Genomic DNA, 19,084 nt, shown 5'->3' with positions numbered 1-19,084 from the left:
TGTACAGCCGCACGCGGAGGCTTTCGCGCGAGCCGGCACACCTCGCCCTCAGGTGCCGACCGGCCCGGTGACCCGGGGCCGGTCAGGCCCCGGCCGGGACCTTCGGCGCCTGGGTGACGGCTCCCGCCTGCGAGACGGTGGTACTGGGAGCGGTACCGATCCCTCGCGATGCCGTTCCTCACACGGCAAGTTGCCGGTCTTCCGGCCCATGACCTCGACGACGGAGGCGCAATCCCCATGACCCGACAGGACGCCCGAACCCCAGCCGCCGCCCCGGGCGGCGCGCCGTCCGAGACCGCCATCGCGGTGGACCGACTGGTCACGAACGGGCTGAAGGCGCTCTCCGACTACGAGGCGCTGACGCAGGAGCAGGTCGACCACATCGTGAAGAAGGCGTCGGTCGCCGCCCTCGATCAGCACACCGCGCTGGCCCTGCTCGCGGTGGAGGAGACCGGCCGTGGCCTCTTCGAGGACAAGGCCGCCAAGAACATGTTCGCGTGCGAGCACGTCACGCACAGCATGGGCCCCATGAAGACCGTCGGCGTCATAGCCCGCGACGACATCGACGACATGATCGAGATCGCCGCACCGGTCGGCGTCGTGTGCGCGGTCACGCCCGTCACCAACCCGACCTCCACCACGATCTTCAAGGCGCTCATGGCACTGAAGACCCGCAACCCCGTCGTCTTCGCCTTCCACCCCTCCGCCCAGCGGTGCAGCGCCGAGGCGGCCCGCATCGTGCGGGACGCGGCCGTCGCCGCGGGAGCGCCGAAGCACTGCGTGCAGTGGATCGAAACGCCGTCGATCCAGGCGACCGGCGCGCTGATGCACCACGCGGGGGTGTCTCTGATTCTGGCGACCGGCGGCAACGCGATGGTGAAGGCCGCGTACTCGGCGGGGAAGCCCGCGCTCGGTGTGGGCGCCGGCAACGTCCCGGCGTATGTGCACAAGAGCGCCAAGCTGCGCCGGGCCGTCAACGATCTGGTGCTGTCCAAGTCGTTCGACAACGGCATGATCTGTGCCTCCGAGCAGGCCGTCATCCTGGACAGTGAGATCTACGACGCGGCCCTGGCCGAGTTCCGCAGCTTGCACGCCCACCTGGCCACGGCCGAGGAGAAGGCGAAGCTGGAGGCGTTCCTCTTCCCGACCGACAAGGCCGCGGGCGGTGGTTGCGAACCCAAGGTCAACGCGGCGGCGGTCGGGCAGAGCCCGGCCTGGATCGCGGAGCAGGCCGGCTTCAGCGTGCCCGAGGACACCTCGGTCATCCTGGTCGAGGCCGAACGGGTCGGCCCGGACGAGCCGTTGACCCGCGAGAAGCTCTGCCCGGTCCTCGCCGTGCTGCGCGCCGGCTCCGAACAACAGGGCTTCGACCTGGCCGCCGACATGGTCGCCTTCCACGGCCAAGGCCACACCGCCGTCATCCACACCGAGGACAAGGCACTGGCCGAGGCGTACGGCACCCGCATGAAGACGGTACGGATCATCGTCAACGCGCCCTCCTCGCAGGGCGCCATCGGCGGCATCTACAACAGCCTGCTGCCGTCGTTGACGCTCGGCTGCGGCTCCTGGGGCAGCACGTCGGTGTCCAACAACGTCTCCGCCGCCCAGCTGCTGAACATCAAGCGGGTCACCTCCCGCCACAACAACCTGCAGTGGTTCAAGGTCCCGCCGAAGATCTACTTCGAGCCGGGATCCATCCGCTACCTGGCCTCCATGCCGGACGTCCACCGCGTCACCATCGTCACCGACGCGACCATGACCCGCCTCGGCTTCGTCGACCGCATCGGCCGCGTCCTGCAACGCCGCCCCCAGCCCGTGACCCTGCAGATCATCGACAACGTCGAACCGGAGCCCAGCATCGACTCCGTCCAGCGCGGCGCCCGGCTCATGCGCGACTTCCGCCCGGACACCATCATCGCGCTCGGCGGCGGCTCGCCCATGGACGCGGCGAAGGTGATGTGGCTGCTGTACGAGCAGCAGGCGGCTGGCAAGGACCTGGACTTCGCGGACATGCGGCAGAAGTTCTCCGACATCCGCAAGCGGGCCTTCCGCTTCCCGGTCCTCGGTGAGCTCGCCCGCCTGGTGTGCATCCCCACCACCTCCGGCACCGGTGCGGAGGTCACTCCGTTCGCCGTCATCTCCGACCCCGCCACCGGCAAGAAGTACCCCCTCGCGGACTACGCGCTCACCCCCAGTGTGGCCATCGTCGACCCGCTGCTCACCGCCGATCTGCCCCCGGCCCTCGCGGCCGACAGCGGCTTCGACGCCCTCACCCACGCCATCGAGGCGTACGTGTCGGTGTACGCCAACGACTTCACCGACGGCCCGGCCCTGCACGCCATCCGGCTCATCTTCGACCACCTCGACGCCGCGGTGAACAACCGTGCGGGCAGTGCCGAGGCGCGGGAGAAGATGCACAACGCCGGCACCATCGCCGGCATGGCCTTCGGCAACGCTTTCCTCGGCATCGTCCACGCCATGTCGCACACTCTCGGCGCCACCTTCCACATCGCCCACGGACGTACGAACGCCGTGCTGCTGCCGCACGTCATCCGCTACAACGGGACCGTGCCGAGCAAGCTCACCGGCTGGCCGAAGTACGAGAACTACCGTGCCCCCGAACGCTTCCAGGACATCGCCCGCGCCCTGGGCCTGCCCGCCGCCACCCCCGCCGAGGGCGTCGAATCCCTCGCCACCGCGGTGGAACGGCTGCGTACCGCCGTCGGCATCGAGCCGTCCTTCCAGACCCTCGGCGTCGACGAGCGCGCCTTCCTCGACGCCCTGCCCCAGCAGGCCATGAACGCCTACGAGGACCAGTGCGCGCCGGCCAACCCGCGCATGCCGATGCTCGACGACATGCAGCAGCTCATGAAGGCGGCCTACTACGGACCGGTCGACTTGCCTGGCGAGTAGGACCGGTCGGGCGGCGGGACCGTGGGCAAGGGCCCCAGCGAAGCGAGATCGAGCCGATGCTTGATCGACCCTCTGGGGTCCTTGCCCACGGCCCCGCCGCCCCTCCCTGTCGGTATGCCGTGGCAGGTCCCGGCTCCACACTCACCCGCGCGAGTTCCACCCGCACGCCGGCGATTTCCCGGTGGGCCGGTCGCGTTTCGAGAAGCGCGGTCAGGGCCTGGCGCAGGCCGTCCTCGTCGCCCTCGGGGCTCGTCCGCTGCAGCCCCCACGGCCTGTCGTCCTGGGCGAGGACGTACTGAACGTCCCACGGGGCACTTGTACGCCAGTTCCGTGCTACCTCGACGTGGTCGACGACCGTGCAGCGGAAGGTCACCGTGACGGGGAAGTCGCAGTCGCTGCCGTATGCCGTCAGCTCCCAGTGGGCGGATACTCGCCTGCCGGGGCGGACATTGACCAGGGCACGGCGGTGCGCCGCGTGGGAGCGGCTGTCCCGGTCGTGTACGCCCTGCCTACGTCGTGCACGAGAACCTCACCGCGCCCGGCGATCAGCGGATGGCGCCGCTCGCGCCACGCGCTCCACCGCCACCGCGGCCGCAGCTCGCGATGCCGGACGATCGGGTAACGGCCTGTCATGCAAACCACTCCTTCGTCGTGGGTACCGCAGGGCCGTCGCCACGTCCAAGCAGGCCGACGTGCTGATGCTCGGTTACCTCTTCTCGGCCGCCGAGCTGCGGGACCTGTTCCGCCGCCTCGGCTACGACGTGGACGACGAGATCTGGCGCAGGACCGTCGATTACTACCTCAAGCGCACCAGTCACGGCTCCACTCTCAGCGGCCTCGTCCACGCCTGGGTCCTCGCGCGTGCCAGACAGGCCGAGGCGTGGACGTATTGCAAGGAAGCCCTGGAACAGGACGTCGCCGACCTTCAGGGCGGCACGACCGGTGAAGGCATCCACCTCGGTGCCATGGCCGGCACCCTGGACCTGGTGCAGCGCGGCCTGACCGGGCTGGAGACCCGCGAGGACGCCCTCCGGCTGGACCCCGTGCCGCTTCCGGCACGGTCGGAGTACGGATTCTCACTGCGCTACCGCGGCCACTGGGGCGTCCGCGTCCGGCTGCGCAGCGGACAGGTGGGAATCGGTGTGCCCGACTCGGAGGAACCCCCGATCCGTGTGGTCCTGCCCGACCAGGCTGTCACCGTCGCACCGGGAGAGACCTGCACGCTTGTGCTGCCGGTGAGCTGATCCGCGTGGCGGACCGGAAACGACGTGACGGCTGGTCAGGAATTCCGGGAGCGCGGCGATTCGGAGCCTCGCGGCGGCGTCGTCAGCCTAGGCTCCGGAAGCAGGATCCGCTGCAGGCGACATGGTCGTGGGAGACGTGGATGAAGTGGCTGGTCTCGCTGGTCGGCGCGGGGCTGGTCATGGTCACCCTGCGGGACCTGTTCCACACCCTCTGGCACCCCACCCGCCACGGCGGCCTGATCCGCCTGGTCATGACGGCGCTGTGGCGACTGTCCCGGCGCTTCCGTGCGCGTAGGCGTGTGGTCGGGCTCGTCGGGCCGCTCGCCATGGTCACGGTGGTGGGCATGTGGGCCGCCACCGTCATCATCGGCTGGGCCATCGTCTACTGGCCCCACATGCCCGGAGCGTTCACCTTCTCGCCGGGTTCCAAGGCGGCGCAGGAGCCGGCGCTGCTCGACTCCGTGTACCTGTCGCTCGTCACGGTGGCCACCTTGGGGCTGGGGGATATCGCACCCGGCGAGAGCTGGCTCCGCCTGGTCTCACCGTTGGAGGCCCTTGTCGGCTTCGCGCTGCTCACGGCCACGGTCTCCTGGGTACTGGAGATCTACCCGGCGCTGACCCGTCGGAGGGTCCTGGCCATCCGGCTGGCGCTGCTGCGCGACTCGGACCCGGCGACCCAGCAGATCGACTGCACTGCGGGGGCGTTGCTGCTGGACAGCCTGGCCACCGCGGTCGTACGCGTCCGCATCGACTTCACCCAGTACGCCGAGGCCTACTACTTCCACGACGGGGAGGACCACTCGTCGCTGGCGGCCACGGTCGGCTACGCCGACGCCCTTGCCCAGCGCGGACAGGCAGGACGGCGACCGGAGGTGCGGCTGGCCGGTGACCTGCTCGCCGGTGCGCTGAAAGACCTGGCCGCCATCCTCGACCAGCGTTTCCTCCATACGGACGGAACACCCACGGAAGTGTTCGCCGCGTACGCCGCCGACCACGGCCGTGCGCAGCCCTGAGCAAGGGGGCACTCGGAGAGGGCAGAAGGCCGTCTCTCGGGGCGGTGGCCGGGTACACGGCCCGGCCCTGCGTCAGGCCGACATCGGCGTCGCCATGGGCCGGCGCGGCACGGAGGTCGCGCGCCGGGCGGCCGATCTGGTGCTGGCCGACGACAACCCGGCCACCATCGTGTCCGCCGTCGAGGAGGGACGCCGGGTCTACGCGAACGTACGCCGGTTCCTGCTCTACGCGCTCGCGGGGGGGCACCGCGGAGATTCTGGTCATGCTCCTCGGCCCTTTCCTGGGGATGCCGCTGCCGCTTCTGCCCGCGCAGATCCTGTGGATCAACCTGCTCACGCACGGCCTGCCAGGCGTCGCTCTCGGCGCGGAACCCGTTGCCCCGCACACGATGCGCAACTCGCCCCGGCCTCCCGAGGAGAGCGTGTTGGGGGCCGGCCTGTGGCCGCGGATCCTGTTCATGGGGGCCTTCGTCGCCACCGTGACCCTCGTGGTCGGCGTCTGGGCCCGGGAGACCGGGCGCCCCTGGCAGTCCATGATCTTCCTGGTGCCCGGGCGACCCAGCTCGGCGTGGCCCTCGGCTCCCGGGCCCGCCCGGGCAGCCTGGCCAACCCATTCCTGCTGGTCGCCGTGAGGGTGGCGCTGAGCCTTCAGGCCGCCGGTGTCTATCTGCCGCCCCTGCGGGACCTGTTGGGTACAGAGCCGCTTCGGCCCACCGATCTGGCGATCGCCGCTGTGCTGTCCGGCCTCGGGCATGTCGTCATGCGTCTCCAGGCGCGGCTGAGACCGGAACGCCTACCGAAGGCGGGTCTACCGGCAGCCCAGGGACGTTGAGTGACGTGCGCGCCTGTTCCCGGCATGCGCACGGGAGGCGAGGAATCCACACTGGTCTGGAGGAGCGTCGGCCTGGGTGGGCCAGGCCCCGTCGGCCCGCGTGGACGAGCACAAGATTCGCCGACTGCCGGTCATCGACGATCACCGCCTCGTCGGCATGATCAGCGAAGCGGACCTCGCCCGTCACCTGCCCGAGGACCAGGTGGGCCATTCGTCGAGGTCGTCTGCGCGGCCCCCCTGACCGACCCATCGGTCGTCGTCCTGCGGCCCTTGAGACCGGACGTGTCATGCCGTCATGCCGAGTCGGTCACCGCCGATGCCGCTCCTACGGATCTTCGTCGAGGCACTGGTTCAGGAGGTCATGATGGGACGTCTCACCGAGCGGGTGGCGATCGTCACCGGTGGAGCCAGGGGGATCGGCGCCGCTGTGGCACGTCTGTTCGCGGCCGAGGGCGCGGCCGTGGTGGTCGCCGACGTCCTCGATGCCGAGGGGGAGAAGCTGGCGGCGGAACTCGGCGGCCCGGCCCGCTACGCGCACCTGGACGTCAGCACCGAGGACGGCTGGCAGACGGTGGTGGCAGAGACGGAGCAGGAGCTGGGCCCTGTCTCGGTGCTGGTCAACAACGCCGGCATCCTTGCGTGGGGAACCATCGAGGAACAGACCCTCGAATCCTTCCGGCGGGTCATCGACGTCAACCTCCAAGGCGCCTGGCTGGGTACGCGTACGGCGGCACCGTCTCTTCGCCGGGCCGGCGGAGGCGTGATCGTGAACATCTCCTCCATCGCCGGCATCACCGGCTATGCCGGCATCGGATCGTATGTGGCCAGCAAGTGGGGACTGCGCGGGCTGACCAAGGCCGCGGCCCTGGAATTGGCCCCGGACGGGATCCGAGTCTGTTCGGTCCACCCCGGTGCGGTGCGCACCGCGATGACGGCCGACTTCGACGACTCGTTCACAGCCGGACAGCCACTCCCACGATTCGGGGAGCCCGACGAGGTCGCCCGTATGGTGCTCTTCATCGTCGCCGACGCCACCTTCTCGACCGGCGTGGAGTTCGTCCTGGACGGCGGTGTCACCGCCGGCCCACCGACCGTCCTGACTCCGGCCCGATGACCGGGCACCTGGCGAGGTGTGCCTCCCCATGACCCCCGCGTCCAAGGCCCGGGCCGTCGCTTCCGCAGCGGTCACCTTGGTGCTGCATGGCCAGGTCATGCGGCCGATGATGCTGACCTGGGGCGCGACTCGCGAAGAGGCTGCGCGTTCCTGTCCCGGGGATGAGCTCATCCCTGATGCCGACAGTAGCTCGACCATGGCCACGACCCTGCCCGCGCCGCCTTCGGAGGTCTGGCCGTGGCTGGCGCAGATGGGCTGTGACCGCGGCGGCTGGTACAGCTGGGACCGGCTGGACAACGGTGGGCGGCCGAGCGCTGATCGCATCGTCCCCCAGTGGCAGGGCCTGGAGCCGGGACAGCGGCTTGCCTCGGTGCCCAGCGGCCGCGCCTGGTTCACCGTCGCGGTACTCGTACCGGAACGGACCCTGGTGCTGCGGGCCGACACGCGACTGCCGTCCGGCAGCCCGTTCGACGCGTTCCATGGCCCGCCGCCTGTCTCGTTCGTCAGTTCGGTCTGGGGCTTCCACCTCGAACCGGCCGGCGCGGACACCCGCCTTGTCGTCCGCACGCACGGTCGAAGCCGCCCGCGCGTGCTCACGAGGCCGATTGACTTGTTGTTCTGGGAACCCGCCCACTTCATCATGCAGACCCGCCAGTTCCACAACCTGCGCGCGCGGCTCGCCCGGGCCGCGTGACCACGTGCTCCCGGGAGGCTCCGATGTGCGCCGACTCGACCGCCGATCCCACCGGTGAACCGCTGCTGCTGGACGGTGCGCTGCCCGAGTTCGAGTTCTCCCGCCTCGAATGTGTGGCGCTCGCCGCGACACCGCCTGTCGCTTACGAGGCCGCGCGCGGGCTGGACCTGCTCACCATCCATTCCCCGCTTCTCAACGCGGCCGTGTGGGCGCGCGGACTGCCTGAACGGCTCCGCGGCCGGTCCATGCCGACCCCGCCGTCCCTGCGGGTGGCCGACCTGTTCGACACCGCCGGTGAAGCATGGGAAGGTCAGCCCTGGGTGGCGCTGGGCGAGAATCCGGGCCGCGAGCTCGTCTTCGGTGCGGTCGGGAAGCCGTGGCGGGCCTCCATCGAGTGGCGGCGGGTCGAACCGCAGCACTTCACGTCGTACGACGAGGCCGGCTGGGCTAAGATGGCGGCCGCCTTCGTGGTCCATCCGTACGGCACCCAGCGGTCCCTGCTCACCTACGAGGCGCGTACCGCCTGCACGGACCCGGCATCGACCGCCCGCTTCGGCCGCTACTGGACGCTCGTCTCCCCCGGTATCGGCGTCGTTCTGCGCGGGGCGCTCCACGCGGTCAGGGCAACAGCGGAGCAAGCGTCCAGGCGGCCCGGCCAAGGCGCGTCGCGGGGACGGTACTCACCTTCTGGTCCCTGAGCAGCCGGGCGCGGCACATCGCGTGTGGGACCACCTCACCAACAGGGCGCTCCAGCCCGGTCACTGACACCATTAAGGGGTCCTTGCCCGTCAATTCACGCAAGGAGGTGTTGTGATGAGCTCAGCGCCTGCAGGGAATCCCGCACGCCCTGGGCGAAGACGTCGACGTCGGGACAGGCGTTCGCGTCGGCTACGACGGTGATGTTCAACTGCTCGGCATAGGAGAGCGCAGCGACCGCCAGGGTGAAGTTCCCGATGAGCGGCACGACTGGGAAGATCTCGGTGATCCGCGCCCCGGCGAGGTAGAGCGGCATCGGATGGCCGAAGATGTTGGCGACGTACACGTTCGCCCAGCGCTGACGGGCGAGGCCGCGTGTCATGACCCGCTGGAGGACCCGGTTGCGGCCGAGGATTCCTTCGGGAGCGCCAACGACGTACTTCTTCTGTCGGGCGCTCGCCTCGGCGATCAGCCGCAGCCTCCGGATCGGATCGGGCTCACCGATCGGGAGCGGCACGAACATCAAACCGCCCTGGTTGCCGCGTGCCTTGCCGGGTTCCTCCTGGTGGAGCGAGACGGGCACGAAGGCCCGCAGGACCAGATCCTCGACGAGTTCCCCACGGCTGCGCAGCAGCTCTCGAAGGCCGCCTGCGGTGGCTGACATCAGGACGTCGTTCAGTTTCGCGTCGTGGTGGTGAGCGATCTGCTTGGCGGCGTCGAGGCTGCTGCGGATGACCGCCAGTCTGCGGTGCTGGCCGATCGGGATGTTGAAGCTGGTCCGCGGTGCTCGCCCCTTGAGATAGTTCTCGCGTACCGCGGGCCACCTCTCCCGGGCCTGATGCAGCGTGGTGGCGGGCCGACGGAGCTGCGACAGCGTGCCTTCGGCCGCCTGGACGCGCCGGCGAAGGTTGTCCTCGAACAGGTTGCGGCTGGACGGCATGGGCACCGGGGTCCAAGGACGGGCTGGCGTCGTGGGCGCATCAGCGCTCAGATCGAGGAACGTGCCGAGCAGGGTCACCCCCGCCGGGCCGTCGGCGATGGTGTGGTGCACCTTGATGAACATGGCCACCCGGTCGTCGGCCAGGCCGGGCAGGAACCACATCTCCCACAGCGGCCGTGACCGGCTCAGGGGGAGAGCGCGCACGTACTCAACAGTGCGAAGAAGGCGCACCTCGTCAGGGGGAGCAGCGAAGGGGCGGACCCGGACGTGTTCGGTGAGATCGAAGAATCGAGCATCGACCCACAGCGGCCGGCCGAGCCCCCACCGAGGCGTGTAGAGCAGCTGACGAAATCGCGGGACCTGAGGCAGGCGGCTTCCGATCACTTCCCGAACCGCCTCCACCCGAAAGCGGCCATCCGGATCGAGCAGCCCGGTGCCATCGAGGATGGCGAAGGCACCGATCACCTCGGGCCAGCCGAGATCATCTGGCCACAGCATCATGAGATCCTGCGGGCCCAACCGTTCCAAGACCGGGAGCCGGGGGCCGGGATGGGCAGATCTTGGCGCAATGCTTGACTTGTTCATGATCCCACCGCCGCCCAGGACGAAGATCAGAAACCTTGCACACTTCAATAGTCTCGCTCACCCGACTCGCAGTGAAATGTGGGCGGGCAGTCCGGCGCCGACCTTGAGCTCGGGGAAGACCACTCGAGAGGTGCGCTCCCCGGACTCCTGCCGGTCGAAGACCAGCTCAACCGGCGTGCCCTGGCGGACCTTGATGAGGCTGGGGTTGTAGCCGCCCCGCACCGTCACCTCCACCCGCTGCACTCCGCCTTCCATCCGGGCGGCACCCGCACGGCGAGAGCCGAAGAAGAACCAGCCCAGCGCGGCGATCAGTCCTGCGGCGGCCAAGACAACGACGAACATCCATGGCACCCATGGCAGCGCGCCCCCTTCCAGCTCGCTCCTTCAAGGCTCCGCCCGGCTACCCCTACCTGGCAGGGGCTGAACGGCCCACCCGGTCGGGACCATCCGGCCCCAGTGCGCCGCTCCCCGGGAGAGGCACGATGTGTATGAGGACACAGGCTCCTTCAGGGCGCCGGACCTCCGGGCCCGCACCTGATCGCCGAACGATCCGAAGCAGGTGAATGGCGATGTTCTGGTACGGCCACGACGTCAGCGGATGGGGCTGGTTCGCGATGTCCGCCAGCATGATCCTGTTCTGGGCGCTGATCATCACAGTGGGCGTGCTGCTCTTCCGCGCTGTGAACCGGCCTCACGAGCACACCCACACCCCCGCCGCGGCGCAGACACCCGAGCAGGTCCTTCGGGAGCGGTTCGCCCGCGGGGAGATCGAGGAAGAGGAGTACCGGCGCCGCCTGAACACACTGCACGCCGGCCCTCTCACCAAACCCTGAAAGCCGGCCGCACCGGCTGCGGCCTCTGTCCTTTGCTGAAGGAGGCTCGTGATGAACCAGCGCAACTACGGCATGTACGCGCTCGCCGCCGCGATCGTCGTCGTCGGAGCCCTGATGGTCGGCGCCTCGCTGGAGAGCCTCGTCTGGCTCGCCCTCGTGGCCGCCTGCCCGCTGATGATGTTCTTCATGATGCGCGGCATGCACGGCCAGGACACGCACGGCGGTCACAGCCGCGACGACCGGGACGACGACCCGCTGCACAAGCACGACCAGCACCAGCACCCCGGATCCGGCCGGCGCTGACCGGCCGGATACCGGCATCCACGGCCACGGCGAGGAGAACGCCATGAGCGCCGCCGTAGCCATCGGGATCGGCGTACTGATCCTGGCCGCCAGCACGGCCGGATCGACACGGCGACCTACCAGCGCCGGATGAACACTCTGGCCCGCGGCCGACGGCGGCCGACCGCCGATCGAGCTCCCATGAGACCAGCGGCAGGCCGATCCCTCCAGCCGGGTTGCGCAGGAGGCTTCGCATCTCTGCGGCCAGGCAAGCTGCCGACCGATGCCCGCTGAACATCTGGTCCGTCGCCGCCCTCACCGCCGCCTCCGGCCTGATGGTCGCGGTCCGCATGTACGAAACACACCCCCGCTCATGACGGGCTGTACCCCACGTTCTTCCTGCGACAGCAAGGCGAGGAAATGGACAACGGACAGGCGCCAACCCTGTCCGTAACCGCGACGATAAGTACCTGTCCCGGCCCTCGGTCACGAAGCGCTGTGGGCGGCACAAACGACCGGGGCACCGCCGATGTCCTGCGGCGGTGCCCCGGTCCGATGGGGTGCGGAGGTCAGAGCAGCCAGCGGTTGCGGCTGACGAACGGCAGCCGCGCCCACGCCCTGCCCAGGCCCCAGGTGGCGCCGGCGCCCACGGCCGCGAGGGCGATCAGGACGACGGCGTAGATGAGGTGGTAGTCGACGAACGGGTTCGTCGACATGCTTGCCGCGCCATCGGACAGGTGCTTGGCGGGCGGCCACTCCGCGATCCACATCAGCGCCATCATCGTGGTCCCGGCGACGGCGGCGAGCCGCAGCCCGATGCCGGCGGTGACGGCGAGCCCGATGCCCAGCAGACCGAGCATGAACAGCCAGTCCGCCCAGGCATCGCCCGCCCAGGCGTGAAGGGTGGACTCCATCGGCCCGACGGCCACGCCGCTGAGGAAGCCCTTGGTCGGCGAGCCACCGTCGATCCAGCCGTTGCCGGACTGGGTCGCGTAGCCAAAGCCGAAGGTCTTGTCCAGGAACGCCCACAGGAAGACGAACCCGGTCAGGACGCGGAGCCCGGCGAAGACGTGTGCGCGGGTCGCCGTCGCCGCCGCGGTGGTCGTGTCGGCGGACTCGGGTGCCGCCGTCCGGGTCCTGCGCAGGGACGGGAAGTGGAATCCCGGGTGCCGTTGCGGGTGGTTGTGGACTGCCATGATGCTCATCCCTTTCAAGGGGTGCGACGCGCAGGTTGTCGGACGACTCTCGTTGCGTCTCCAATGTCCCGCTCCGCCAAGGGAGTTCGGAGGGGCTGCCAGGCCCGGAGAACTGGGCCGAACGTCCCGTCTCTGCCAGTCCGTTCAGCCGTCCCAGGTCCAGTCGGCGACCTCGGGCAGATCGGTGCCGTGTTCACGGATCCAGTCGTGGTGGCGCAGCCGGGTGTCCTCCATCAACTGCCGTACGGGGGCGGCGCGTACGGCCAGGCCGGGGACGCGGTCGATGACGTCCATGACCAGGCGGTAGCGGTCGAGGTCGTTGCGGACGACCATGTCGAACGGTGTGGTCGTGGTGCCGATCTCCTTGTAGCCGCGCACGTGGAGATTCGCGTGGCCGATCCGGCGGTACGCGAGGCGGTGGATCAGCCACGGGTACCCGTGGTAGGCGAAGATCACCGGCTTGTCGCGGGTGAACAGCGCGTCGTACTCGGCGTCGGGCATGCCGTGCGGGTGTTCCTCGGCGGGCAGCAGCCTGGCCAGGTCGACGACGTTGACGACCCGGACGGCCAGCTGGGGCAGATGGGTGCGCAGCAGTCGCGCGGCGGCCAGCACCTCCTGGGTGGGCACGTCACCGGCGGCGGCCAGCACCACGTCCGGATCCCGCTCGCCGCTCTCCGTGCCGGCCCACTCCCAGATCCCGGCGCCCCGGGCGCAGTGGGCGTGGGCCTGGTCCATGGTGAGCCAGTCGAAGCAGGGCTGCTTGCCGGCGACCACGACGTTGACGTAGTCGCGGCTGCGCAGCACGTGGTCGGCGACCGACAGCAGGGTGTTGGCGTCCGGCGGCAGGTAGACCCGTACGACCTCGGGGCTCTTGTTGAGGACGTGGTCGATGAAGCCCGGGTCCTGGTGCGAGAAGCCATTGTGGTCCTGGCGCCATACGTGGGATGTCAGCAGGTAGTTGAGGGAGGCGATGGGGGCGCGCCAGGGCAGTCGGCGGGTGACGCGCAGCCACTTGATGTGCTGGTTGACCATGGAGTCGACGATGTGCACGAAGGCTTCGTAGCAGGAGAACAGCCCGTGCCGGCCGGTGAGCAGGTAGCCCTCCAGCCAGCCCTGGCAGGTGTGTTCGGAGAGGATCTCCATCACCCGGCCGTGCCGGTCCAGGTGCTCGTCGACCGGGAGCATCTGGGCTTGCCAGGCCTTGCCGCTGGCGTCAAAGACGGCCTGGAGCCGGTTGGAGGCAGTCTCGTCCGGGCCGACCAGACGGAAGTCGCGGCGGCCGCTGGTGTGGTGCATGACGTGTTCCAGGAGACCGCCGAGGACCCGGGTGGGCTCGTGCAGCGTCACGCCGGGCTTGTCGACCGGAACGGCGTACCGGTCCAGCTCCGGCAGGGGCAGCTCGCGCAGCAGCAGCCCGCCGTTGGCGTGGGGGGTGGCTCCCAGGCGCCGGGCGCCCTCGGGCACGCAGGCCAGCACCTGCTCGCGGGGGCGACCGTGCTCGTCGAAGAGCCCTTCCGGCCTGTACGAGCGCAGCCAGCTCTCCAACTGCCGCAGGTGCTCGGGATTGTCGCGGACGGCGGACAGGGGAACCTGGTGTGCCCGCCACGTGCCCTCCACGGGGAGGCCGTCGACCTCTGCGGGCCCGGTCCAGCCCTTCGGGGTGCGCAGCACGATCACCGGCCAGTGAGCCCGTTCGGCGACGCCGTCCTCGCGTGCGGTGCGCTGGATGAGCGCGATGCGCTCCAGGGCGTCGTCCATGGCGGCGGCCATCGCACGGTGCACGGTCATCGGGTCGTCACCGGTGACGTGGATCGGGGCGTGGCCGTACCCCCGCAACAACGCGTCGAGTTCGGACTCGGGCAGCCGGGCCAGCACCGTCGGATTGGCGATCTTGTACCCGTTGAGGTGCAGGATCGGCAGTACGGCCCCGTCGTGGACCGGGTCGAGGAACTTGTTGGAGTGCCAGGAGGCGGCCAGCGGGCCGGTCTCCGCCTCGCCGTCGCCGATCACGCAGGCGACCAGCAGGTCGGGGTTGTCCAGGGCGGCGCCGTAGGCGTGCGACAGGGAGTAACCGAGTTCGCCGCCCTCGTGGATCGAGCCCGGCGTCTCGGGCGCGACGTGGCTGGGGATCCCTCCGGGGAACGAGAACTGCTTGAAGAGGCGCGCCATCCCGGCCGCGTCCCGGGTGATGTCCGGATATGTCTCGGTGTACGAACCCTCCAGCCAGGAGTTGGCCACCACGGCGGGACCGCCGTGTCCGGGGCCCCAGATGCACAGGGCGTCCTGGCCGCGGGCCCGGATGACGCGGTTGAGGTGGGTGTAGACGAGGTTCAGGCCCGGGGACGTGCCCCAGTGGCCGAGCAGCCGCGGCTTGACGTGCTCGGGGCGCAGCGGCTCGGTCAGCAGCGGGTTGGACATGAGGTAGATCTGGCCCACGGACAGGTAGTTCGCGGCGCGCCAGTGGGCGTCCAGCGTCCTCAGCTCGTCGTCCGTGAGCCGGGCGGGCGCCTGCTGCGTGTCGACGGACATAGGGGATTCCCTTCCGGGTCGGGGTGTGGGGCGGCGTACATGCCGGTCCGCACCTCCCCACTCTCCGTCCGCCCACCGGGTACCCGACAGGGCCGACCGGGCCATCCCTCGGAGCGTGTGGTGCCGTTCACCCGGTCGGCACGACGATCACCGGGCAGTGGGAGCGGTGCACCAGGGTGTGCGCGACCGGTCCCAGCTGCGGGCCGAGGCGGCTGGTGCGGCGGTGGGCGCCGATGACGACGACGGCGGCCTCGTGGGTGGCCTCCAGCAGTGCCTGCGCCGGGTCGGTGCGGACCGTGCGGGTCTCGACTCCGACCTCGGGGTGCTGCTCCCGCAGCCGGGCCATGACGAAACGCGGCACGGCCTCCTCGGTCCGCTCCTGCTGGGCGAGTTGCCGCTGTCCCGGGCTCGTCGCGGGCACGAGCGAGGGCAGTTCGGGGGTGACGTGCCGGTGGGTCCAGGAGTGCAGGACGCACAGTCGGGCGCCGCGCCGCTCCGCCTCCTGGAAGGCGTAGGCAGCCACGTCCGCGTCGCTGTCGTCGGCCAGGCCGAGCAGCACGTCGCCGCCGTCCCCGCACGCATGGTCACCGCGTACGACCAGCAGCGGACCGTGCGCGTGCGCGGCCAGACGCCGGCTCACCGAACCGAGCAGCAGACCGGTGAGCCCGCCCAGCCCGCGGGCGCCGACGACGGTGAGCGCGGCGCCTTCGCTCTCGCGGGCCAGCGCCCCCACGGCACCGCCTTCCGCGGCCGACGCCACCACCGGCAGGCCGGGGTGACGCTCCCGGACCCGGGAAGCGGCCGACGCCAGGATCGGTCCGGCCTCGTCACTGTCGGGCACGGCGTACACGACGTGGAGCGCGGCACCACGCCGCCCCGCCTCGTCCGCGGCCCGGTCCAACGCCCGTACGGCGACGAGCGAGCCGTCCACTCCGACGGCCACGTAGTGGAGCGTCATGGTGCTGTTCCCTTCTGTTCCGTGCTCGGGTGCTCGGGGTGTTCGGCGGGAAGGGGCTGAGGACGGTGGCGAGTTGGCCGCCGGTCGGCTCGACCGGTTCCCACGGTGGGTCCGTTGACGATGCTCGTCGGCGGCGGACTCGCGGGGCAGGGGCCGTGGGCACCCGCCGACGCGCCGTACGGCCCCTTGTCGCAGGGCCGTACGGTCCCAGCCAGGAACAAGCGGCGAAGGCGGTGCGGGCCTTTTCGGCTTCCGCTCAACGGGGGGGGTGCGGCCGGTGATGAGCGGTGGGCGCAGCGTCTACGGGCTTACGCTGCCCGGCTGGCGCACCCCGGCGTCGGGCCCATGCGACCGGCCCCGGTCGAGCCGGGGCACGACGTCCCGTAGCGGTGGGGCGTCCGCCCGGAAGCCGTGAGCCCTGCAGTGCCATTAGGCCCAGAGGACGGCCGGGACTGTGGGCCGTTCGGCCCCGGTGGCAGGACCGTACGGCGCTGTCCTGGCGGTACGCCCGCCCGCGAGGGTGTCGTCCACGGGCCGGCGCCCTCGGTGGCCGGTCTGGCCATTTCCCTCTGCCTGCCCCCGAACCCGGGGTGCGTGCGACCCCGTACACGAGGAGGCCCGCCGTGGAGCTGGCGCTGGCTCAGGAGACCGTCGCCCGATGGCAGTTCGGCATCACGACCGTCTACCACTTCCTGTTCGTCCCGCTCACCATCAGCCTGGCCTTCCTCGTCGCGGGCCTGCAGACCGCCTGGGTGCGCACGGGCAAGGACAAGTACTTCAAGGCCACCCGCTTCTGGGGCAAGCTCTTCCTGATCAACGTCGCGATGGGCGTGGCCACCGGCATCGTGCAGGAGTTCCAGTTCGGCATGAACTGGTCCGCCTACTCGAAGTTCGTCGGTGACGTCTTCGGCGCCCCGCTCGCCATGGAGGCGCTGCTCGCGTTCTTCTTCGAGTCCACCTTCATCGGACTGTGGATCTTCGGCTGGGACAAGCTGCCCCGGAAGATCCACCTGGCCTGCATCTGGCTGGTGGCGATCGGCACCTTCCTGTCCGCCTACTTCATCCTGGCCGCCAACTCCTGGATGCAGCACCCCGTCGGATACGAGGTCAACGAAGTCACCGGCCGCGCCGAGCTCAACGACATCGCGGCCGTGCTGTTCCAGAAGACCACCCTGGTCGTCGTCTTCCACACCCTCACTGCGACCTTCCTCACGGGCGGCGCCTTCATGATCGGCATCGCCGCGTACCAGCTGCGCCGCGCGTCGAAGGCCACGAAGCCGGACACTCCCGGCCGGATCGCCGCCATGCGCACCTCGCTGCGCCTCGGCCTGGTCACGGTCGTCATCGCCGGTCTCGGCACGGCGGTCAGCGGCGACGCGCTCGCCAAGGTGATGTACGAGCAGCAGCCCATGAAGATGGCCGCCGCCGAAGCCCTCTGGGAGACGGAGGAGTCGGCGCCCTTCTCCCTCTTCGCGTACGGCGATGTCGACGAGGGCCGCAACACCGTCGAGGTCGAGATACCCGGGGTGCTGTCCTATCTCGCCAAGGGCGACTTCACCTCGGCGGTGCCCGGCATCAACACCGTCGAAGCGTTGGAGAGGGCGAAGTACGGCGATCTCGCCGACGACTACAAGCCCAGCATCCCCACCGCCTACTGGTCGTTCCGCTGGATGATCGGCTTCGGCATGGTCTCCTTCGCGATCGGCCTCGCCGGGCTGTGGCTGACCCGGAGGAAGCGGTGGCTGACCGCCGACAAACGGCGCGGCGAGGACGAGATCCCGCTGCTGATGCTCACCCCGAACCGTGAGCTGGGCCCGACCCTGAACACCTGGGCCTGGCGGCTCGCCGTCCTCACCATGGGCTTCCCGCTGGTCGCCAACTCCTTCGGCTGGATCTTCACGGAGATGGGCCGCCAGCCCTGGAGCGTGTACGGGCTGATGACCACCGCCGACGCGGTCTCGCCGAGCGTCTCCGTCGCCGAGCAGATCACCTCGCTGAGCGTCTTCACCGCCCTGTACGCCGTCCTGGCCGTCGTCGAGGTGCGGCTGCTCGTCAAGTACGCCAAGGCCGGCCCCGTCGACGAACTGCCGCCGCCGGAGGTCCCCTCGCTGCGCGGCCCGGCCGCCGACGAGGACACCGACCGCCCGATGACCTTCGCCTACTGAGAACCCGCTGAGATCTTCCGAGACCTTCTGACGACCGTCTGAGACTTCCGGAGAGACGGAGAGAGACACGGCCATGGAGCTGCACGACGCCTGGTTCGCCCTGATCGCCGTCCTGTGGATCGGCTACTTCTTCCTGGAGGGCTTCGACTTCGGGATCGGCATCCTCACCAAGCTGCTCGCCCGCGGCGAGGCCGAACGCCGGGTGCTCATCAACACCGTCGGCCCGGTCTGGGACGGCAACGAGGTATGGCTGCTCACCGCAGGCGGCGCCACCTTCGCCGCGTTCCCGGTCTGGTACGCCACCCTGTTCAGCGGCTTCTACCTGCCGCTGCTGGCCATCCTGGTCTGCCTGATCGTGCGGGTCGTCGCCTTCGAGTACCGCGGCAAGCGCGACGACGCCCAGTGGAAGCGCAACTGGGAGCACGCCCTGTTCTGGACCTCCCTGCTGCCCGCGTTCCTGTGGGGCGTGGCCTTCGCGAACATCGTCCACGGCGTGAAGATCGATGCCGAGGGCGAGTACGCCGGTACGGTCCTGGACCTGCTCAACCCGTACGCCCTCTTCGGCGGCCTCGTCACCCTCACCCTGTTCACCTTCCACGGCGCGGTGTTCGCGGCGCTCAAGACGCGCGGCGACATCCGCGACCGGGCCCGGACCCTGGCCGGCCGGTCGGGCCTCGCCACCGCCGGGCTCGCGCTGGTCTTCCTGCTGTGGACCCAGGGCAGCGGCGGCAACGTCCGCAGCCTCGTCGCGCTCGTCCTCACGGTCGTCGCCCTGCTCGGCGCGCTCGCCGCGAACCAACGGGCCCGCGAAGGCTGGGCGTTCGCCCTCTCCGGCGTCACCGTCGCCGGGGCCGTCGCGATGCTTTTCCTCGCGCTCTACCCGGACGTGATGCCGTCCAGCCTGAACACGGCATGGAGTCTGACGGTGAGCAACGCCTCCTCGTCCACGTACACGCTGACGGTCATGACCTGGGTGGCGGCGATCATGACGCCGGTCGTGCTGCTCTACCAGGGCTGGACGTACTGGGTGTTCCGCAAGCGCATCGGTGTCGAGCACATCCCGGCCGCCTGACAACCTCCGAGCCCCAGA

At 70.0% G+C, this 19,084-nt stretch carries 18 protein-coding genes and 1 pseudogene; 13 read left to right on the top strand and 6 right to left on the bottom strand.

From position 1 onward, the window contains the following. Positions 1-237: 237 nt before the first annotated feature. A complete protein-coding gene (adhE, locus tag G6048_RS01665) occupies positions 238-2,913 on the top strand; it encodes a bifunctional acetaldehyde-CoA/alcohol dehydrogenase (RefSeq protein WP_165337589.1) in 2,676 nt (891 codons plus the stop codon). Between the two features lie 408 nt (positions 2,914-3,321). On the opposite strand, the gene G6048_RS01660 is transcribed toward adhE, so the two are convergent. Further along, positions 3,322-3,546 (bottom strand): hypothetical protein, encoded by a 225-nt coding sequence (locus G6048_RS01660; RefSeq protein ID WP_165337518.1) that lies wholly within the window; start codon positions 3,544-3,546, stop codon positions 3,322-3,324. 44 nt (positions 3,547-3,590) lie between these two features. Here G6048_RS01660 and G6048_RS01655 point away from each other — a divergent pair. The 8 genes and pseudogenes from G6048_RS01655 to G6048_RS01625 all read left to right on the top strand — a co-directional run. Beyond that, positions 3,591-4,157 (top strand): annotated as a pseudogene (locus G6048_RS01655) (glycosyl hydrolase family 65 protein); the annotation flags it as partial. Between the two features lie 140 nt (positions 4,158-4,297). Then, on the top strand, positions 4,298-5,170 hold the full coding sequence (locus G6048_RS01650; protein ID WP_165337588.1) for a potassium channel family protein: 873 nt from the start codon (positions 4,298-4,300) through the stop codon (positions 5,168-5,170). Between the two features lie 263 nt (positions 5,171-5,433). Continuing rightward, positions 5,434-5,802 (top strand): cation transporting ATPase C-terminal domain-containing protein, encoded by a 369-nt coding sequence (locus G6048_RS49145; protein ID WP_235989411.1) that lies wholly within the window; start codon positions 5,434-5,436, stop codon positions 5,800-5,802. Further along, the gene (locus G6048_RS51270; RefSeq protein WP_328825647.1) at positions 5,739-6,002 is read left to right on the top strand and encodes a cation transporting ATPase C-terminal domain-containing protein; all 264 of its coding nucleotides are present in this window, start codon (positions 5,739-5,741) and stop codon (positions 6,000-6,002) included. Before G6048_RS49145 ends, G6048_RS51270 begins: the two co-directional genes overlap by 64 nt. A gap of 76 nt (positions 6,003-6,078) precedes the next feature. Continuing rightward, a complete protein-coding gene (locus G6048_RS01640; protein WP_408056108.1) occupies positions 6,079-6,243 on the top strand; it encodes a CBS domain-containing protein in 165 nt (54 codons plus the stop codon). 123 nt (positions 6,244-6,366) lie between these two features. After that, positions 6,367-7,116 (top strand): glucose 1-dehydrogenase, encoded by a 750-nt coding sequence (locus tag G6048_RS01635; protein ID WP_165337620.1) that lies wholly within the window; start codon positions 6,367-6,369, stop codon positions 7,114-7,116. Between the two features lie 28 nt (positions 7,117-7,144). Continuing rightward, positions 7,145-7,810, top strand: a complete 666-nt coding sequence (locus G6048_RS01630; protein WP_165337587.1) for a hypothetical protein — start codon at positions 7,145-7,147, stop codon at positions 7,808-7,810. A gap of 23 nt (positions 7,811-7,833) precedes the next feature. Further along, complete coding sequence (locus G6048_RS01625) at positions 7,834-8,508, top strand: hypothetical protein (RefSeq protein ID WP_165337586.1); 675 nt, start codon at positions 7,834-7,836, stop codon at positions 8,506-8,508. 95 nt (positions 8,509-8,603) lie between these two features. Here the strand turns inward: G6048_RS01625 and G6048_RS01620 are convergent, their stop codons facing one another. Further along, the gene (locus G6048_RS01620) at positions 8,604-9,944 is read right to left on the bottom strand and encodes a wax ester/triacylglycerol synthase family O-acyltransferase (RefSeq protein ID WP_206341029.1); all 1,341 of its coding nucleotides are present in this window, start codon (positions 9,942-9,944) and stop codon (positions 8,604-8,606) included. 144 nt (positions 9,945-10,088) lie between these two features. After that, positions 10,089-10,373 (bottom strand): cupredoxin domain-containing protein, encoded by a 285-nt coding sequence (locus G6048_RS01615; RefSeq protein WP_235989410.1) that lies wholly within the window; start codon positions 10,371-10,373, stop codon positions 10,089-10,091. A 227-nt stretch (positions 10,374-10,600) separates the two neighbouring features. Between G6048_RS01615 and G6048_RS01610 the strand changes: the two genes are divergently transcribed. Next, the gene (locus G6048_RS01610) at positions 10,601-10,864 is read left to right on the top strand and encodes an SHOCT domain-containing protein (RefSeq protein WP_165337619.1); all 264 of its coding nucleotides are present in this window, start codon (positions 10,601-10,603) and stop codon (positions 10,862-10,864) included. Between the two features lie 51 nt (positions 10,865-10,915). Beyond that, positions 10,916-11,167 carry a DUF2933 domain-containing protein gene (locus G6048_RS01605; RefSeq protein ID WP_165337584.1) on the top strand — a complete coding sequence of 84 codons (252 nt, stop codon included), beginning with the start codon at positions 10,916-10,918 and terminating at the stop codon, positions 11,165-11,167. A gap of 548 nt (positions 11,168-11,715) precedes the next feature. On the opposite strand, the gene G6048_RS01600 is transcribed toward G6048_RS01605, so the two are convergent. The 3 genes from G6048_RS01600 to G6048_RS01590 all read right to left on the bottom strand — a co-directional run bounded on the left by G6048_RS01600 (position 11,716) and on the right by G6048_RS01590 (position 15,829). Then, positions 11,716-12,342, bottom strand: a complete 627-nt coding sequence (locus G6048_RS01600) for a hypothetical protein (RefSeq protein ID WP_165337583.1) — start codon at positions 12,340-12,342, stop codon at positions 11,716-11,718. 144 nt (positions 12,343-12,486) lie between these two features. Beyond that, positions 12,487-14,871, bottom strand: coding sequence for a phosphoketolase family protein (locus G6048_RS01595; protein ID WP_165337582.1), 2,385 nt, complete (start codon positions 14,869-14,871; stop codon positions 12,487-12,489). Between the two features lie 127 nt (positions 14,872-14,998). Then, positions 14,999-15,829, bottom strand: a complete 831-nt coding sequence (locus G6048_RS01590) for a universal stress protein (RefSeq protein WP_206341028.1) — start codon at positions 15,827-15,829, stop codon at positions 14,999-15,001. A gap of 623 nt (positions 15,830-16,452) precedes the next feature. Here G6048_RS01590 and G6048_RS01585 point away from each other — a divergent pair. Further along, on the top strand, positions 16,453-17,994 hold the full coding sequence (locus G6048_RS01585; RefSeq protein WP_165337581.1) for a cytochrome ubiquinol oxidase subunit I: 1,542 nt from the start codon (positions 16,453-16,455) through the stop codon (positions 17,992-17,994). 73 nt (positions 17,995-18,067) lie between these two features. Further along, the gene (gene cydB, locus G6048_RS01580) at positions 18,068-19,066 is read left to right on the top strand and encodes a cytochrome d ubiquinol oxidase subunit II (RefSeq protein ID WP_165337580.1); all 999 of its coding nucleotides are present in this window, start codon (positions 18,068-18,070) and stop codon (positions 19,064-19,066) included. Positions 19,067-19,084: the final 18 nt, after the last annotated feature.

Origin of the sequence: Streptomyces ureilyticus, assembly GCF_011045025.1 — a bacterium.
In the GTDB taxonomy this organism is placed as follows: domain Bacteria; phylum Actinomycetota; class Actinomycetes; order Streptomycetales; family Streptomycetaceae; genus Streptomyces; species Streptomyces ureilyticus.
The sequence above is the reverse complement of the archived record's forward strand: the minus strand, read 5'-3'. Positions and strand labels throughout refer to the sequence as shown.

Bases quoted from the DNA above. Each gene is read 5' to 3' on its own strand.
- G6048_RS01630 (WP_165337587.1), top strand. From the start codon at position 7,145: ATGACCCCCGCGTCCAAGGCCCGGGCCGTCGCTTCCGCAGCGGTCACC.
- cydB (WP_165337580.1), top strand. From the start codon at position 18,068: ATGGAGCTGCACGACGCCTGGTTCGCCCTGATCGCCGTCCTGTGGATC.
- G6048_RS01650 (WP_165337588.1), top strand. From the start codon at position 4,298: ATGAAGTGGCTGGTCTCGCTGGTCGGCGCGGGGCTGGTCATGGTCACC.
- G6048_RS01615 (WP_235989410.1), bottom strand. From the start codon at position 10,373: ATGTTCGTCGTTGTCTTGGCCGCCGCAGGACTGATCGCCGCGCTGGGC.
- G6048_RS01590 (WP_206341028.1), bottom strand. From the start codon at position 15,829: ATGACGCTCCACTACGTGGCCGTCGGAGTGGACGGCTCGCTCGTCGCC.
- G6048_RS01660 (WP_165337518.1), bottom strand. From the start codon at position 3,546: ATGACAGGCCGTTACCCGATCGTCCGGCATCGCGAGCTGCGGCCGCGG.
- G6048_RS01620 (WP_206341029.1), bottom strand. From the start codon at position 9,944: ATGCTGTGGCCAGATGATCTCGGCTGGCCCGAGGTGATCGGTGCCTTC.
- G6048_RS49145 (WP_235989411.1), top strand. From the start codon at position 5,434: ATGCTCCTCGGCCCTTTCCTGGGGATGCCGCTGCCGCTTCTGCCCGCG.
- G6048_RS01625 (WP_165337586.1), top strand. From the start codon at position 7,834: ATGTGCGCCGACTCGACCGCCGATCCCACCGGTGAACCGCTGCTGCTG.
- adhE (WP_165337589.1), top strand. From the start codon at position 238: ATGACCCGACAGGACGCCCGAACCCCAGCCGCCGCCCCGGGCGGCGCG.
- G6048_RS01605 (WP_165337584.1), top strand. From the start codon at position 10,916: ATGAACCAGCGCAACTACGGCATGTACGCGCTCGCCGCCGCGATCGTC.
- G6048_RS01600 (WP_165337583.1), bottom strand. From the start codon at position 12,342: ATGGCAGTCCACAACCACCCGCAACGGCACCCGGGATTCCACTTCCCG.
- G6048_RS01610 (WP_165337619.1), top strand. From the start codon at position 10,601: ATGTTCTGGTACGGCCACGACGTCAGCGGATGGGGCTGGTTCGCGATG.
- G6048_RS01595 (WP_165337582.1), bottom strand. From the start codon at position 14,871: ATGTCCGTCGACACGCAGCAGGCGCCCGCCCGGCTCACGGACGACGAG.
- G6048_RS01635 (WP_165337620.1), top strand. From the start codon at position 6,367: ATGGGACGTCTCACCGAGCGGGTGGCGATCGTCACCGGTGGAGCCAGG.